This is a genomic window from Arthrobacter caoxuetaonis (assembly GCF_023921125.1).
Taxonomy (GTDB): domain Bacteria; phylum Actinomycetota; class Actinomycetes; order Actinomycetales; family Micrococcaceae; genus Arthrobacter_B; species Arthrobacter_B caoxuetaonis.
In genome coordinates, this window is record NZ_CP099466.1 from 1,669,738 (window position 1) to 1,683,444 (window position 13,707).

The window sequence follows — 13,707 nt, forward strand, 5'->3', positions numbered from 1 at the left end:
AATAGACAGGCAAGCGGAAGGGCCCCGGAAGAGGAATTGGTCGTGGAACTGCAGGTTCCCTTGGGGCAGGCCATACAACACCCAGCCCCGTCTAGCTGAGGAGACCCGCATGTACCGCAATTTCCGTATCACCGCACCCGTGCTCACCGCCGTCGCGGGCCTGGCACTCATCACCGGATGCACTAACCCCACGCCGGAACCCCTGGAAACCGGAACCCCATCAACCAGTGCCGGAACACCGGAGAACACGACGGCCTCCCCGACAGACTCAAGCGCAGCACCTGCATCAGGCGGCTCCGGCGAGGAGATCACCCTCAGCCGCGGCGACGCACACAGAATTACGGAAGCGAACACCAGCATCAGCATTACGTGCTCGGGCGGCGGGGATATCGACGTCCAGACCAGCGGCACCAGCGTGAAGACGACCGGTCAGTGTGAAGACATCGACATCCGCGGCAATGACAACTCAGTCAGCGGTGAGGACGCGGAAAGCCTCGACATTGACGGCAACAACAACGAGGCCAACCTGATGAATGTGCCCGAAATCGATGTTGACGGGACCGAGAACACTGTCGGCGTCGAGGAGACCCGTGACATCGACGTCGAAGGGGAGAGCAACAGCATCACCTATGCCTCGGGAGATCCCATCGTCGAAACCACGGGTACAAACTCCGTTTCGGTCCGGTGAACCCGGGAGCGGGCAAATAAGCTTCCGGCGGGCGATCTCGTGGCGAGGTGCGTTGCCGCAGTTGGGTGCGCTCTCTACTCGGATTGCCATGGACGAGCCTCGCCGTTCTTGTTTAGGAAGCGGGCAACTCGTTGGCGGCGAGTTCTCCGGTCAGCTCCATGCAACGCAGGCGGGCGGGGGAGTAGTCGTAGGGCATCATTCCAACAGCCTCGAGGAGGCTCACGCGCTTTTCCCCGCTGCCGGCGTCCTGGCAGGCCGCGTCCACACCTTCAGTGCGAGCGGGGTGCAGGGCATCCCAGGAGTCGAAAAGCTCATCGTCGCTCTGAGCCTGGCCGGAATTGTTGATGGCGGCGTCCAGCTTCAGTTCGAAGGCGTGCCGTTCGGCAGCGGCCTGCGCCACGCGGGGGTCGTCGACGGCGACCGTGTCATCGAGCGCCTCCTCGGCGGCCTCGACGCGGTCGGATTCCTCCCGCAGACCCGGGTGAGTGGCCAGGACGATATAACGGCCGGCATTGACGGCCGCACCGAGCGGCCCGAAGATCCGCTCCATGACCAGCAGGTTGTCCAGGTCCGCCTGACGCAGCGAGCCCTCGGGCAGGCCCTTGAGGCGGCCGGTGACGAATTCAGAGAGTAGCCCCAGTCGACCCTCCAAGGTGCGCATTCGCTGCACGACGGCGGCGTCGCGGCCGCTGTCGACACCAGCCGGAGCCGCGTCAGCAAAGACTTCACGGATGTCCTCCACGGCAATCCCGGCGTCGACCATCTTGTGGATCCACAGCAGCCGGATCATGTCCTCGTAGCCGTATCGGCGGTGGCCGCCGCTGCCCCGTTCGGGCTCGGGAAGCAGGCCATTGTCCTGGTAGCCAAGGATCGCTTCCGGTGTGGTGCCAACGAACTGTGCCGCGTCACCGACTTCGACCTGACGCGGCGGCAGCGGGATAAGGGACGATTCCATGGGCAGGCCTTCCATAACCGGTCGGGACGTCGCACCTCGGCGGGCTCCATGACGGTGCGGGCGGTGCAGCTTCGCAATACCCTACCGCGCCTCGACCGCGACTTTTCCCTGCACGCCCGGCTGGTCCCAGGCGCCCCTTAGCCGGTCCCAACTGCGAAACGTGGCAGGGCGGCGCGGTGAGAGACGTCCCCCTGCGGATCCCTAGCGGGCTCCAGAGTGGACACGCGCCTGCGAGTACGGCCTGACGTTGACGCTGGAGTGAGCTCGGCAGCCGGCGGCAATCATGAGGTCATACAATCGGCAGAATGAATGCTCGCAGCCTCACCGAAGACCAGTACGACAGCGCTGTTTCCCTGTGGACGGCTACCGGTCTCACACGCCCGTGGAACGATCCCATGGACGACCTACTCCGAGCGATGAGCGGTGCGACGTCGACGGTCCTTGGGTGCTCCCTGGATGGTGACTTGGTGGCCACCGCGATGGTAGGGCACGACGGGCACCGCGGCTGGGTCTACTACCTTGCGGTCGCACCGGACAGGCAGGAATCCGGATTGGGACGCATGATGATGGAGGCCTCCGAGCAATGGTTGATTGAGCGCGGTGCTGTAAAGGTGCAGCTCATGATCCGCACCAACAACAGTCCGGTTATCGGTTTCTATGACCATCTTGGATACGAGCTCTCAGACGTCCAGGTGAGGGCTAAGTGGCTGAACGCAGATGATGCCGCCAACACAGATTCAGCTGCACGCTGAAGGTCCTCAGCCGGCGCGTCCACACCCCGCCTGACTACGCGTCCTTCGTCACACACGCGGGCCGGAATGGGGCAGACTGTGACGCACGGCGTACCCTTGATCTGTGAAAACCTTCGAAGAGCTATTTGCCGAACTCAGTGAGAAGGCGGCGACCCGGCCTGCCGGGTCCCGCACCGTCGCCGAACTTGAGTCCGGCGTCCACGGCATCGGCAAGAAGGTAGTCGAAGAGGCCGCAGAAGTCTGGATGGCTGCCGAGTACGAGTCTGATGAAGCCGCAGCAGAGGAAATCTCCCAGCTGCTCTACCACCTGCAGGTCCTGATGCTGGCCAAAGGCCTCACCCTGCAGGACATTTACAAGCATCTCTAGCCACGTGCTGCCTTGAGTTCACCTCAGGCAGCGTGTGGCCCGCCGGCAGGCCCAGCTCCCATCTGACTTCCAGCGAAAGACATACTCCAATGCTCCGTGTAGCCGTACCCAACAAGGGTGCCCTGTCCGAATCCGCCTCCGCCATGCTCTCCGAGGCCGGATACCGCCAGCGCCGCGACAGCCGCGAACTGGTCATGGTCGATCCCGACAACGACATCGAATTCTTCTTCCTCCGTCCGCGGGACATCGCCGTTTACGTCGGCTCCGGAACGCTCGACGTCGGCCTCACCGGCCGCGACCTCTTCCTGGACGCCCAGGTAGAGGCCGAAGAGCTGATGAGCCTCGGCTTCGGCGCCTCCACCTTCCGCTTCGCCGGACCGGTCGGCGACTTCACGTCCATGGCCGAACTGCAGGGCAAGCGCGTGGCAACCAGCTACGACGGACTGCTCCGCGCGTACCTCGCCGAACACGGCGTGGACGCCTCCGTGGTCCGCCTCGACGGTGCCGTCGAATCCTCCGTGCGCCTCGGCGTCGCCGACGCAATTGCCGACGTCGTTGAAACCGGAACCACGCTCCGCGCCGCCGGCATGGAAATCTTCGGTGAGCCGATCCTGAAGTCCGAGGCCGTGCTGATCGGCCGGAAGGGTGCCAACCCCGCCGGACTCGATGTGCTCAAGCGCCGCCTCAAGGGCGTCCTGGTGGCCCGCCAGTACGTGATGATGGACTACGACGTCCGCAAGGAACTCGTCGAAGCCGCCGCCGCCCTCACACCCGGCCTGGAATCCCCGACGGTCTCCCCGCTGCGGGACTCGGACTGGGTCGCCGTCCGGTCGATGATCAAGAAGTCCGACACCAACCGCATCATGGATGAGCTGTATGACCTCGGCGCCCGTGCCATCCTGGTCAGCACCATCCACGCCTGCCGGATCTAGGGGAGCGCCGTCATGAGCGTTGCCATCCGTGTCATTCCCTGCCTCGACGTCGACGCCGGCCGCGTGGTCAAAGGCATCAACTTCGAAGGCCTGCGCGACGCCGGTGACCCGGTGGAGCTGGCCCACCGCTACGACCGCGCCGGCGCCGACGAACTCACGTTCCTCGACGTCACTGCGTCCTCCGGGGCGCGGGAAACCGTGTTCGACGTCGTCTCCCGCACCGCCGAGGAAGTCTTCATTCCGCTGACCGTGGGCGGCGGTGTCCGCACCGTTGAGGACGTGGACCGGCTGCTGCGCTACGGCGCGGACAAGGCCTCCATCAACTCCGCAGCGGTCGCACGCCCGGACGTTATTGACGAGATCACCCGGCACTTCGGTTCCCAGGTGCTGGTGCTCTCCGTGGACGCACGCCGCACGCACGACGGTTCAACGCCGTCGGGCTTCGAAATCACCACCCACGGCGGCCGCAAGGGCACCGGAATCGACGCCGTCGCCTGGGCGAAGGAAGCAGCTGATCGCGGGGTGGGGGAGATCCTGCTCAACTCGATCGACGCCGACGGCACCCGTGACGGGTTCGACCTGGAAATGATCCGCGCCGTCCGCGCTGCCGTGAACGTGCCGTTGATCGCCTCCGGTGGCGCCGGTGTTCCGGAGCATTTCCCGCCGGCTATCGCTGCCGGTGCGGATGCTGTCCTCGCCGCATCGATCTTCCACTTCGGACCGGACAACGCCATAGCGGACGTCAAGAAGGCCATCTCCGACGCAGGCTACCCCGTCCGGTAATCAGCCAGAACCTCCGCGAAAGACCGGAACGCTTCATCGGCCGGGTGAGCGCCGGGCACGTTCGATTCGTTCATGAACGCCACAATCGTTGCGCCGCTGGCCGGATCGTGGAACGCGGCGGAGGTGAAGCCGATGCCTTCGCCGTTGTGTCCCCACCAGCCGCGTGTCTCACCGATGCCGAGGGCGTACTGGTCGTAGGGCGGACCGGTCTTTAGCGGCGCGCCTGCCAGGCGTTCCTCCTGGGTATCCGCGTCCAGCAGGGCACCGGTGGCCAGGGCCTCCGCCCACACCCGGGTGTCCTCGAGCGTGGAGAACAGCGACCCGGCTGCGGCGAAGATGGACGGGTTCTCCACCTGTGGTTCCGGCACGCCGTCCTGTGCGATGTAACCGGTGGGATGAGGCTGCCCCCAGTCCGCGGCGTCCGTGAGGTAGGTGGTGCCGCTGAGCTGCAGGGGCTCGAGGACGTGTTCGCTGAGCACTTCGCTGTAAGGCTGGCCGGTGACCTTCTCGATCACGGCGCCAATCAGGTTGGTATTGGCATTGGTGTAGACACGCTGCGTGCCGGGTTCGAACTGCGCCGGCTCACCGAGCACAAAGCCGTTCAGCTCCGCCAGGGTGAATATCCGTGCCGGGTCCTGCCCATATTCATCAGCAAATTCTGCCCCCGTGTAGTCGGCATTACCGCTGGACATCGCCGCGAGCTGCCGCAGGGTAATCCGGTCACCGTTGGTCACTCCGTCCACGTACTGGCCGGCGGCGTCGTCGAGGTCCACCAGTCCCTGGTCGGCGAGCTGGAGCAGCAGGGTCACGGTGTAGGACTTGGTGATGCTGCGCAGCGGCCACGCCATGCCGGGGGAGACTGGCACCGCGCCGGCGACGTCGGCTGTTCCGGAAGCCGCCTGCCAAGTTCCCTCACCCGGGACCCAGACTCCGGCAGCCGCACCCGGCACGCCGTAACGCTGCATGACCTGGGCAAGTTGGTCCTGCAGCGCGCTCTGCATTTTGTCCGGCAATTCGTCCTGCGCCGAAACTCCAGGGGACGGGGAGGAGAAGGGAGAGGTCACTGAGTCCCGGGCAGCGTCAGGCGGCGAACAGGAAACAACCAGCAGCGCGGCGGCCACGGACGCGGCCGCCAGCCGCACGGAACGAGCAAAGACGCAGTTCCTGCCCATGTGAATCTCCGAAGCCAGCGGTCAGTGCGCGGACTTCCAGCGTGGCATTTCCCGGGGTCCCGGGCAACGAAAAAGGGCCCGGCGCATAAGCCGGACCCTGTATTCGGAAAGGGATTACAGCCCGATCTCGGCGCTCTCAAGCAGCGCGACGGCGTCGGGCTGGCCTTCGAACATGACCAGGGCCTGCTGGTTGCGGCCGTGGGCGTGCAGGAGCAGCTCGCAGGGCTCGCCGACGATCGCCACGGACACGGCTGCCCGCTTGGCCACGTGCCGGGGTCCGTCAGGACGCACCAAGACAATGCCGACGTCGACGCCGCGGTAGAGCAGCGCCGCTCGCTTCAGCAGCTCGGACCACAGGGCTTCGGAGTATTCGGCATCCAGGGCCCGCGGAGCCCAGCGGTCACCGGCACGGCGGATGTCTTCGGTGTGCACGAAGTACTCCACCAGGTTGGCGGAGTTGTCCACAGACTTGATCTGCATGGGGGAGAGCAGCGGAGGTCCGGACCGGAAGGACTTGACCAGCTTCGCGTAACCCTCGGAGGTGGAGGCCTTGGCGACCAGCGCGTCCATGGCTTTGGCCGTCCGTGCGGCGAACGGCTTCACAAAGAAACCGAGGGCGGAGGCCGGACGGTGTTCGCGCAGGTAAAGGTGCGCAGCCAGGTGGCGGGTCTCCCACCCCTCGCAGAGCGTGGGCGCGTGGGGACCGGCCGCGAGCAGTGTTTCGGCCAGGACTTCACGGGAGGGTTCTACGAATTGCATCACTGCTGAAACTAGCACGGAACACCCCGCTTTGCCCGCCACGCGGGGCCGATCGGCCCCGGTGCGGCCAAACACACTAGAATCGATACCGATGGCAAGCGACCCAACCCCTCAGACCATTCCGGCCTCCAACCTGGACCCCGGAATCGCGGCGACCCTTAAGCGTGACGACGCCGGACTGGTGGCAGCAGTGATCCAGCAGCACGATACCGGCGAGGTACTTATGCTTGGCTGGATGGATGACGAAGCACTCCACCGCACTTTGACCACCGGACGGGTGACGTTCTGGTCCCGCTCCCGGGAGGAATACTGGCGCAAGGGCGACACGTCCGGCCACGTCCAATACGTCAAATCCGTAGCGATGGACTGCGACGGCGATGCGCTGCTGGTCCGCGTGGACCAAATCGGCGCCGCCTGCCATACCGGCACCCGGACCTGCTTCGAGGGCCGCGTACTGCCCGTGTCCGCGTAGCCGAACACCCTCCAACCCGAAAGCCCAAATACATGCAGGATCTAGGTGTTATCTCTCCCTCCCTGGAGGAATTCCGTGCTGTCGCCGCGGACCGCCGGGTTGTCCCGGTCCGGCTGAAGGTCCTGGCCGACGCCCACACTCCCATCGGCATCTACCGCAAGCTCACCGGCGGGGAACCAGGCACCTTCCTCATGGAGTCGGCCGCGACCGGAGGAGTGTGGTCCCGGTACTCCTTCATTGGCGCCCGTTCCCGTGCCACGCTGACCACGCGGGAGGGGGAGGCCTGCTGGCTCGGCAAGCCGCCGGCAGGTGTTCCCCTGGACGGCAACCCGGTCGAGGCCATGGCCGCAACGCTGCAGCTGCTGGCCACCGACCGCTTCGACGGACTGCCGCCGTTCACCTCCGGCCTGGTCGGATTTGTCGGGTGGGAGTCGGTGCGGCACTGGGAAAAGCTCCCGTCGCCCCCGGTCGACGACCTGGACCTGCCCGAGATTGCCATGAACCTTGTCTCGGACATGGCCATCCACGACAACTCCGACGGCACGGTGCTCCTGGTGGCCAACGCCATCAACTTCGACGGCTCCGATGAACGCGTGGATGACGCCTGGCACGACGCTGTGGCCCGGCTGCACAGCATGCTGGACAAGCTGGCGGCCCAGGCACCCCAGGCCGTCACCGTGCTCCGCGGCGGCTCCGTGGACGTTTCCACCCTGACCGCCGGCGTGAAGGAAAGCTGGCCCAAGCCGGATTACCTGCGTGCCGTGGAACGCGGCAAGGAAGCAATTGTCGACGGCGACGTCTTCCAGGTGGTCATCTCCCGCCGCTTCGAAATGGAATGCCGGGCCGAGGCCCTGGATGTCTACCGGGTGCTGCGCAACACCAACCCGAGCCCCTACATGTACCTGTTCAACTTCGAGGACTGCAGCGGCAACCCGTTCGCCGTCGTCGGCTCCTCCCCGGAAGCGCTGGTTACGGTAACCGGAAGCGAAGTCATCACGCATCCGATTGCCGGCTCGCGTCCCCGCGGCAAGACGCAGGAACTGGACCGGGTGCTGTCCGAGGAACTCCTGGCGGATGAGAAGGAACGGGCCGAACACCTGATGCTGGTGGACCTGGCCCGCAACGACCTCTCCAAGGTGTGCCTGCCCGGCAGCGTGGATGTCACCCAGTTCATGGAAGTCGAGCGTTTCAGCCACATCATGCACCTCGTCTCGACGGTGGTGGGGGAACTGGCCCCGGACAGGACGCCGTATGACGTGCTGTCCGCGACGTTCCCGGCCGGGACACTCTCCGGCGCGCCCAAGCCGCGTGCCCTGAGCCTGCTCGACGAACTGGAACCGCACCGCCGCGGCATCTACGGCGGCGTCGTGGGCTACCTCGACTTCGCCGGGGACATGGACATGGCCATCGCCATCCGCTCTGCCCTGCTGCGTGAGGGCAAGGCCTACGTTCAGGCCGGCGGCGGGATCGTCGCCGATTCGGACCTGGAGGCTGAAGCGCAGGAAACAGTGAACAAGGCCGCGGCGCCGCTGCGAGCGGCGCTGATTGCCGACGGACTGGAACCGGTCACGCCCGCCGTGGGCGCGAGGATCTTCAACAGTCAGGAAACGAGCAAGTGAGTTCAGAAACGGCAGCGGCGCGCTGGCGGCGCAAGTCCACCGTCGTACTGGTGACCGTGCTGCTGGCAGCAGCCGCGTTCGGCACCACCACACGGACCTGGCTCGACGTCGTCCTCCCGCAGGCAGCAGTGGAGACCCCGAACATTGCCGTCGCCGGAAGCGAAGCCGCAACCGCGGTGACGGCTTTCGCCGTCGTCGCAGTGGCGGCCGCCCTGGCTGCCTCGATCGCCGGCAAGATCGCCCGGTGGGTCATCTCGGGAGTGCTCGTGGTGGCCGGCTTCGGCGTGGCCTATGCCAGCGCCGCAGTCATCCAGGATCCGCAGCAGGGTGCCGCCGGGGCGGTGGGCAAGGCAGTCGGTGTCAGCGGTGCAGCCGGGGCAGACGTAACGCTCACGGTCATGCCGTACCTGGCTGTAGCAGCCGGAGGGCTGATTGTGCTCGCCGGCATCTGGCTGGCAATCGCCTCCAGGTCCTGGGCAGCGTCCCGGAAGTATGCCGCGCAGCCCGCCACGGGCGCAGCTTCCAAGGGCGAATCCACGCAGCCGCCGATCGATGAAATCGACAGCTGGGACCGCCTGACCAAGGGCGAAGACCCCACGAATTACCGGTAGGCAGCTTCGCGGCCGCCGCACACGCCCCGCAACAAGTAAGAGACTTCCTGCCAGCTAATGGCAGAATGGAACCCAGACCCGTTTACGAGGAGATTCACCATGAGCACAAACGCCATTGACCAGCAGGACACCAAGCCCGAGAACGCTGCCGAGGTCCACGCCAGCATCCACGACGAGACCATTGGACACGGCAACACCCCGGCAGCCTGGACCTGCGTGCTGATCATGATTGCAGGTGCCCTGGTTTCCAGCATCGGCTTCGTGATCGCCAGCATGCTGGTCTTCATCGCCGGCCTCGTCGTGGTGGCCCTCGGCCTGGTCGTCGGCTGGATCATGCGCAAAGCCGGCTACGGCGTCGGCGGTTCAAAGCTGAAGAACAACGGTCACTAAGTGAGCGTTCTCGACGACATCATTGCCGGTGTCCGTGAGGACATGGCCCAGCGTCAGCGGGAGCTGCCGCTGGAAAAGGTGCAGGAGCGCGCCGCCCAGGCCGCTCCTGCCCTTGATGCGTTCGATGCGCTGGGCGGCAACGACAACCCCCGCGGCACCCTCCGGGTGATCTCCGAGGTGAAGCGTTCCAGCCCCTCCAAGGGTGCCCTGGCCGAGATCACCGACCCGGCAGCCCTGGCGGTGCGCTACGAAGACGGCGGAGCTGCCGTGATCAGCGTGCTCACGGAGCAGCGCCGGTTCAACGGATCCCTGGCAGACTTCGACGCCGTCCGGGAAGCAGTGCGGATCCCGCTGCTGCGCAAGGACTTCACCGTCGATGAATACCAGATCTGGGAAGCCCGCGCGCACGGCGCCGACCTGGTGCTGCTGATCGTGGCGGCACTGGATGACGAGCAGCTGCGCACCTTCCTTGACCTGACCCACGAACTGGGCATGAACGCCCTGGTCGAGACGCACACCGCCGAGGAAATCGAGCGCGCCGCAGCCGTGGGCGCCCGGATCATCGGTGTGAACGTGCGGAACCTGAAGACCCTTGAGGTTGACCGTTCAGTCTTCGCCGCACTTTCGGAGTCCATTCCCGCAGGCGCGGTAGTGATCGCCGAATCCGGCGTAAGGAACACCGCTGACGTCGAGCACTTCGCAGCCAACGGCGCCAACGCCGTGCTTGTCGGTGAAGCGCTGGTCAAACACAACGACCCCGCGGCCACCATCGCGGAATTCATGCAGGCAGGAGCCGCGGCCATCGCCGGACGGCTGCAGGCCAGCGAACGCTAGGACATAACTTTCGACGCACCCTTCCGGCCACTGCCCGCAGCGGCCCGGACCAAAGCAGGACAGGACAGGCTCCATGACCGGGACCCCCGAGAACAGCACGGCCGCCAGCACGGCAGGCCCAGGCGAGACGGTGACGGACGAGGTGACTGACAGCTTCCTCACCGGAGCTGATTCCCTGCGCCACGCGGCCGGACCCTACTTCGGCGAGTACGGCGGCCGATGGATGCCCGAGTCCCTGATCGCGGCCCTGGACGAGCTGACCGACACGTTCGAGAAGGCCAAGGCCGACCCGGACTTCACCGCCCAGATCGCCGACCTGAACCGCAACTACTCGGGCCGCCCGTCCCTGTTGACCGAGGCCAAGCGGTTCGCCGAGCACGCCGGCGGCGTCCGGATCTTCCTCAAGCGGGAGGACCTGAACCACACCGGTTCCCACAAGATCAACAACGTGCTGGGACAGGCGCTGCTTGCCAAGCGCATGGGCAAGACCCGCATCATCGCCGAAACCGGTGCCGGCCAGCACGGAGTGGCCAGTGCGACTGCTGCCGCCCTGCTCGGACTGGAATGCGTTGTGTACATGGGGGCGGAAGACTGCCGCCGCCAGGCCCTGAACGTTGCCCGCATGGAACTGCTGGGCGCCAAGGTCATTCCCGTGACCAACGGCTCCCAGACCCTGAAGGACGCCATTAACGAAGCACTGCGCGACTGGGTCGCCAACGTTTCCACCACCCATTACCTGCTGGGCACGGCTGCCGGAGCGCACCCGTTCCCCGCACTGGTCCGTTACTTCCACGAGGTGATTGGCGAGGAGGCCAGGGCACAGATCCTGGAGCAGACCGGCAAGCTTCCCGACGCCGTCTGCGCCTGTGTGGGCGGGGGATCCAACGCGATCGGCATCTTCCACGGTTTCCTCGACGACCCGTCGGTAGCGATTTACGGCTTCGAAGCCGGCGGCGACGGCGTCGACACGCCGCGGCACGCCGCGACCATCACCCTGGGCCGTCCGGGCGTGCTGCACGGCGCCCGCACGTACCTGATGCAGGACGAAGACGGCCAGACGATCGAGTCGCACTCCATCTCCGCTGGCCTGGACTACCCCGGCGTCGGCCCCGAACACGCCTACCTGGCGGACATCGGACGGGTTTCCTACGAACCCATCACCGACGCCGAGGCCATGGACGCCTTCAAGCTGCTCTGCCGGACCGAAGGCATCATCCCTGCCATCGAGTCCAGCCATGCCCTGGCCGGTGCCATCAAGGTGGGCCAGCGCCTGGCTGCCGAAGCCGGTCCGGAAGGAGATCCGTCCGAAAAGATCGTGATGGTCAACCTCTCCGGCCGCGGCGACAAGGACGTAGCGACCGCCGCTGAATGGTTTAACCTGCTGGACGAGAAGTCAGCTGAAGCCGAGATCGGCAAAGAAGGAGAACAGCTGTGAGCGTCTCGACCGCAAGCAAGTCCGCCGCCGCAATCGACAGGGCACGGGCTGACGGCCGTGCCGCGCTGGTCGGGTACCTGCCCGCAGGATTCCCCTCCGTGCAGGACACCATCGCCGCCGGCATCGAGCTGGCCCGGAACGGTGCGGACCTGATCGAAATCGGCATCCCGTACTCGGACCCCGTCATGGACGGATCCGTTATCCAGGCCGCCACCAGCCAGGCCCTCGAAGCCGGCTTCCGCGTGCAGCAGGTGTTCGACGTCGTTGCCGGCATCACCGCCGAGACCGATGCGGCCGTGCTGGTCATGACCTACTGGAACCCCGTGATGCGCCTGGGTGTGGACGAATTCTCCCGCCGCCTTGCCGAAGCCGGGGGAGCGGGCCTGATTACCCCGGACCTCATCCCGGATGAAGCCTCCGAATGGCTGGCTGCCTCGGATAAGTACGGGCTGGACAGGGTCTTCCTGGTCGCGCCGTCCTCCACCACCGAACGCATGAAGTCCACGGTGCAGGCCAGCCGCGGCTTCGTCTACGCCGTCTCCATCATGGGTGTCACCGGCACCCGCAGCCAGGTCTCCGACGCCGCCGAGGGCGTGGTGAGCGCGGCACGCGCCGCCGGCGCGGAACGTGTGTGCGTCGGACTGGGTGTGTCCACCGCTGAGCATGTACGCGAAATCGGCTCCTACGCCGACGGCGTGATCGTGGGCACCGCGCTGGTGGCCGCCCTGCGCGACGGGGGCCCGGCCGCCGTCGGCGCCCTGACCAGCGAACTGAGTTCCGGAACCCGAAAGAGCTAACCCATGTCCACGTCCCTGGCGGTTCCGGCCGCGATTCCCAGCCCCCCGGCTGACTTCAGCAGTTTCTCGCTGGGGCCGCTGACCATCCACGCCTACGCGCTGTGCATCCTCGCCGGTATCATCCTGGCGTTGTGGATGACCTCGGTGCGCTGGAAGAAGCGCGGGCTCCCGCAGGACTCCGTCTTTGACATCGCCATCTGGGCGATTCCCTTCGGGATCATCGGCGGGCGCCTTTACCACGTGGTGTCTTCTCCGGACGCGTACTTCGGGCCCGACGGGGACCTGGCCCTGATCCCGCAGATCTGGCGCGGCGGGCTGGGTATCTGGGGTGCCATCGCCCTCGGTGCCGTGGGTGCATGGATCGGCTGCCGCAGGGCCGGCATCAAACTCTCCACCTTCGCCGACGTGGCCGCTCCGGGAGTGCTGCTGGCCCAGGCCGTGGGCCGCTGGGGAAACTGGTTCAACCAGGAGCTCTTCGGCGGACCGACGGACCTTCCCTGGGGCCTGGAAATCGACCCGAACAACACCAACTTCCCCGACGGCACGGCGCCGGGCACCCTCTTCCACCCCACGTTCCTCTATGAGTCCCTGTGGAACCTGGCGGGCGTGGCGGTGCTGCTGCTGCTGGATAAGCGCTTCCGGCTGCGCGGCGGGCGCCTCTTCTGGCTCTATGCCGCCATTTACACCGCCGGACGGGTATGGATCGAAATGCTCCGGATCGACGACGCCGAGATGATCACCCTGTTTGGCACCACGCAGCGCCTGAATGTGTGGACGAGCGCCGCCATGCTGCTGCTCTCCATCGGGATGTTCATCTTCCTGTCGGTGCGTGCCCGGAAGACACCGGAAACGTCGCTGTACCTGGAGGGCGGACCCGTCCCTGCCGGTGAAACCGCTGGCCAGAGTAACAATTCACCGGTTGATAACAAGAATGAAACAGAATCCGGGAATGTGAAATCTGCGTCACGAACGCGTGAGGCGCGTGCTAATGTCGCAGAGACAAAAAACGAGGCTTCTAAAAAGCCTTCCCGGTCCGATCATTCGGACCCAGCCACGTAGGACCTGCGCCCGGGTTACCTCCCGGGCAGTCCTGATGCCACATCGAGGTGGCGGCGAGCGGTGGCCGCGCGGGGACAACCCC

16 protein-coding genes are annotated in these 13,707 nt (G+C 65.9%); 13 read left to right on the forward strand and 3 right to left on the reverse strand.

Going from position 1 to position 13,707, the window contains the following annotated elements; all coding sequences use genetic code 11:
• Positions 1-109: 109 nt before the first annotated feature.
• Positions 110-688: a DUF3060 domain-containing protein gene (locus NF551_RS07645; protein ID WP_227896880.1), complete on the forward strand. Its 579-nt coding sequence runs from the start codon at positions 110-112 to the stop codon at positions 686-688.
• Positions 689-800: 112 nt separating this feature from the next.
• On the opposite strand, the gene NF551_RS07650 is transcribed toward NF551_RS07645, so the two are convergent.
• Complete coding sequence (locus NF551_RS07650; protein ID WP_227896879.1) at positions 801-1,643, reverse strand: MerR family transcriptional regulator; 843 nt, start codon at positions 1,641-1,643, stop codon at positions 801-803.
• 305 nt (positions 1,644-1,948) lie between these two features.
• On the opposite strand from NF551_RS07650, the gene NF551_RS07655 reads away from it, so the two are divergent.
• The 4 genes from NF551_RS07655 (at position 1,949) to hisF (ending at position 4,477) form a co-directional block, all read left to right on the forward strand.
• Positions 1,949-2,395, forward strand: coding sequence for a GNAT family acetyltransferase (locus NF551_RS07655; RefSeq protein ID WP_227896878.1), 447 nt, complete (start codon positions 1,949-1,951; stop codon positions 2,393-2,395).
• A 103-nt stretch (positions 2,396-2,498) separates the two neighbouring features.
• The gene (locus NF551_RS07660) at positions 2,499-2,762 is read left to right on the forward strand and encodes a phosphoribosyl-ATP diphosphatase (RefSeq protein WP_066298286.1); all 264 of its coding nucleotides are present in this window, start codon (positions 2,499-2,501) and stop codon (positions 2,760-2,762) included.
• An 89-nt stretch (positions 2,763-2,851) separates the two neighbouring features.
• Positions 2,852-3,694, forward strand: a complete 843-nt coding sequence (gene hisG, locus NF551_RS07665; protein ID WP_227896877.1) for an ATP phosphoribosyltransferase — start codon at positions 2,852-2,854, stop codon at positions 3,692-3,694.
• A gap of 12 nt (positions 3,695-3,706) precedes the next feature.
• Positions 3,707-4,477, forward strand: a complete 771-nt coding sequence (gene hisF / locus NF551_RS07670; RefSeq protein WP_227896876.1) for an imidazole glycerol phosphate synthase subunit HisF — start codon at positions 3,707-3,709, stop codon at positions 4,475-4,477.
• Here the strand turns inward: hisF and NF551_RS07675 are convergent.
• Both NF551_RS07675 and NF551_RS07680 read right to left on the reverse strand, forming a co-directional pair.
• Positions 4,462-5,649 carry a serine hydrolase domain-containing protein gene (locus NF551_RS07675; protein WP_227896875.1) on the reverse strand — a complete coding sequence of 396 codons (1,188 nt, stop codon included), beginning with the start codon at positions 5,647-5,649 and terminating at the stop codon, positions 4,462-4,464. The two genes, hisF and NF551_RS07675, sit on opposite strands and share 16 nt — an antisense overlap.
• Before the next feature lie 114 nt (positions 5,650-5,763).
• A complete protein-coding gene (locus NF551_RS07680) occupies positions 5,764-6,408 on the reverse strand; it encodes a TIGR03085 family metal-binding protein (RefSeq protein ID WP_227896874.1) in 645 nt (214 codons plus the stop codon).
• 91 nt (positions 6,409-6,499) lie between these two features.
• On the opposite strand from NF551_RS07680, the gene hisI reads away from it, so the two are divergent.
• The 8 genes from hisI (at position 6,500) to lgt (ending at position 13,625) form a co-directional block, all read left to right on the forward strand.
• On the forward strand, positions 6,500-6,880 hold the full coding sequence (gene hisI, locus NF551_RS07685) for a phosphoribosyl-AMP cyclohydrolase (RefSeq protein ID WP_227896873.1): 381 nt from the start codon (positions 6,500-6,502) through the stop codon (positions 6,878-6,880).
• Positions 6,881-6,912: 32 nt separating this feature from the next.
• Positions 6,913-8,499 carry an anthranilate synthase component I gene (locus NF551_RS07690; protein ID WP_227896872.1) on the forward strand — a complete coding sequence of 529 codons (1,587 nt, stop codon included), beginning with the start codon at positions 6,913-6,915 and terminating at the stop codon, positions 8,497-8,499.
• The gene (locus NF551_RS07695; protein WP_227896871.1) at positions 8,496-9,110 is read left to right on the forward strand and encodes a Trp biosynthesis-associated membrane protein; all 615 of its coding nucleotides are present in this window, start codon (positions 8,496-8,498) and stop codon (positions 9,108-9,110) included. The genes NF551_RS07690 and NF551_RS07695 overlap by 4 nt, the downstream gene beginning before the upstream one ends.
• A gap of 99 nt (positions 9,111-9,209) precedes the next feature.
• Entirely contained in the window at positions 9,210-9,500 is a 291-nt protein-coding gene (locus NF551_RS07700; protein ID WP_227896870.1) for an HGxxPAAW family protein, read from the forward strand.
• Entirely contained in the window at positions 9,501-10,334 is an 834-nt protein-coding gene (trpC, locus tag NF551_RS07705; protein WP_227896869.1) for an indole-3-glycerol phosphate synthase TrpC, read from the forward strand. It begins immediately after the preceding gene.
• Between the two features lie 73 nt (positions 10,335-10,407).
• Entirely contained in the window at positions 10,408-11,769 is a 1,362-nt protein-coding gene (trpB, locus tag NF551_RS07710) for a tryptophan synthase subunit beta (protein WP_227896868.1), read from the forward strand.
• Positions 11,766-12,566: a tryptophan synthase subunit alpha gene (gene trpA / locus NF551_RS07715; protein ID WP_227896867.1), complete on the forward strand. Its 801-nt coding sequence runs from the start codon at positions 11,766-11,768 to the stop codon at positions 12,564-12,566. Before trpB ends, trpA begins: the two co-directional genes overlap by 4 nt.
• Before the next feature lie 3 nt (positions 12,567-12,569).
• Positions 12,570-13,625, forward strand: a complete 1,056-nt coding sequence (lgt, locus tag NF551_RS07720) for a prolipoprotein diacylglyceryl transferase (protein WP_227896866.1) — start codon at positions 12,570-12,572, stop codon at positions 13,623-13,625.
• Positions 13,626-13,707 lie beyond the last annotated feature (82 nt).

Coding starts and splice junctions, on each gene's coding strand:
- NF551_RS07645 (WP_227896880.1), top strand. CDS start 110: ATGTACCGCAATTTCCGTATCACCGCACCCGTGCTCACCGCCGTCGCG.
- NF551_RS07650 (WP_227896879.1), bottom strand. CDS start 1,643: ATGGAATCGTCCCTTATCCCGCTGCCGCCGCGTCAGGTCGAAGTCGGT.
- NF551_RS07655 (WP_227896878.1), top strand. CDS start 1,949: ATGAATGCTCGCAGCCTCACCGAAGACCAGTACGACAGCGCTGTTTCC.
- hisG (WP_227896877.1), top strand. CDS start 2,852: ATGCTCCGTGTAGCCGTACCCAACAAGGGTGCCCTGTCCGAATCCGCC.
- hisF (WP_227896876.1), top strand. CDS start 3,707: ATGAGCGTTGCCATCCGTGTCATTCCCTGCCTCGACGTCGACGCCGGC.
- NF551_RS07675 (WP_227896875.1), bottom strand. CDS start 5,649: ATGGGCAGGAACTGCGTCTTTGCTCGTTCCGTGCGGCTGGCGGCCGCG.
- NF551_RS07680 (WP_227896874.1), bottom strand. CDS start 6,408: ATGCAATTCGTAGAACCCTCCCGTGAAGTCCTGGCCGAAACACTGCTC.
- hisI (WP_227896873.1), top strand. CDS start 6,500: ATGGCAAGCGACCCAACCCCTCAGACCATTCCGGCCTCCAACCTGGAC.
- NF551_RS07690 (WP_227896872.1), top strand. CDS start 6,913: ATGCAGGATCTAGGTGTTATCTCTCCCTCCCTGGAGGAATTCCGTGCT.
- NF551_RS07700 (WP_227896870.1), top strand. CDS start 9,210: ATGAGCACAAACGCCATTGACCAGCAGGACACCAAGCCCGAGAACGCT.
- trpB (WP_227896868.1), top strand. CDS start 10,408: ATGACCGGGACCCCCGAGAACAGCACGGCCGCCAGCACGGCAGGCCCA.
- lgt (WP_227896866.1), top strand. CDS start 12,570: ATGTCCACGTCCCTGGCGGTTCCGGCCGCGATTCCCAGCCCCCCGGCT.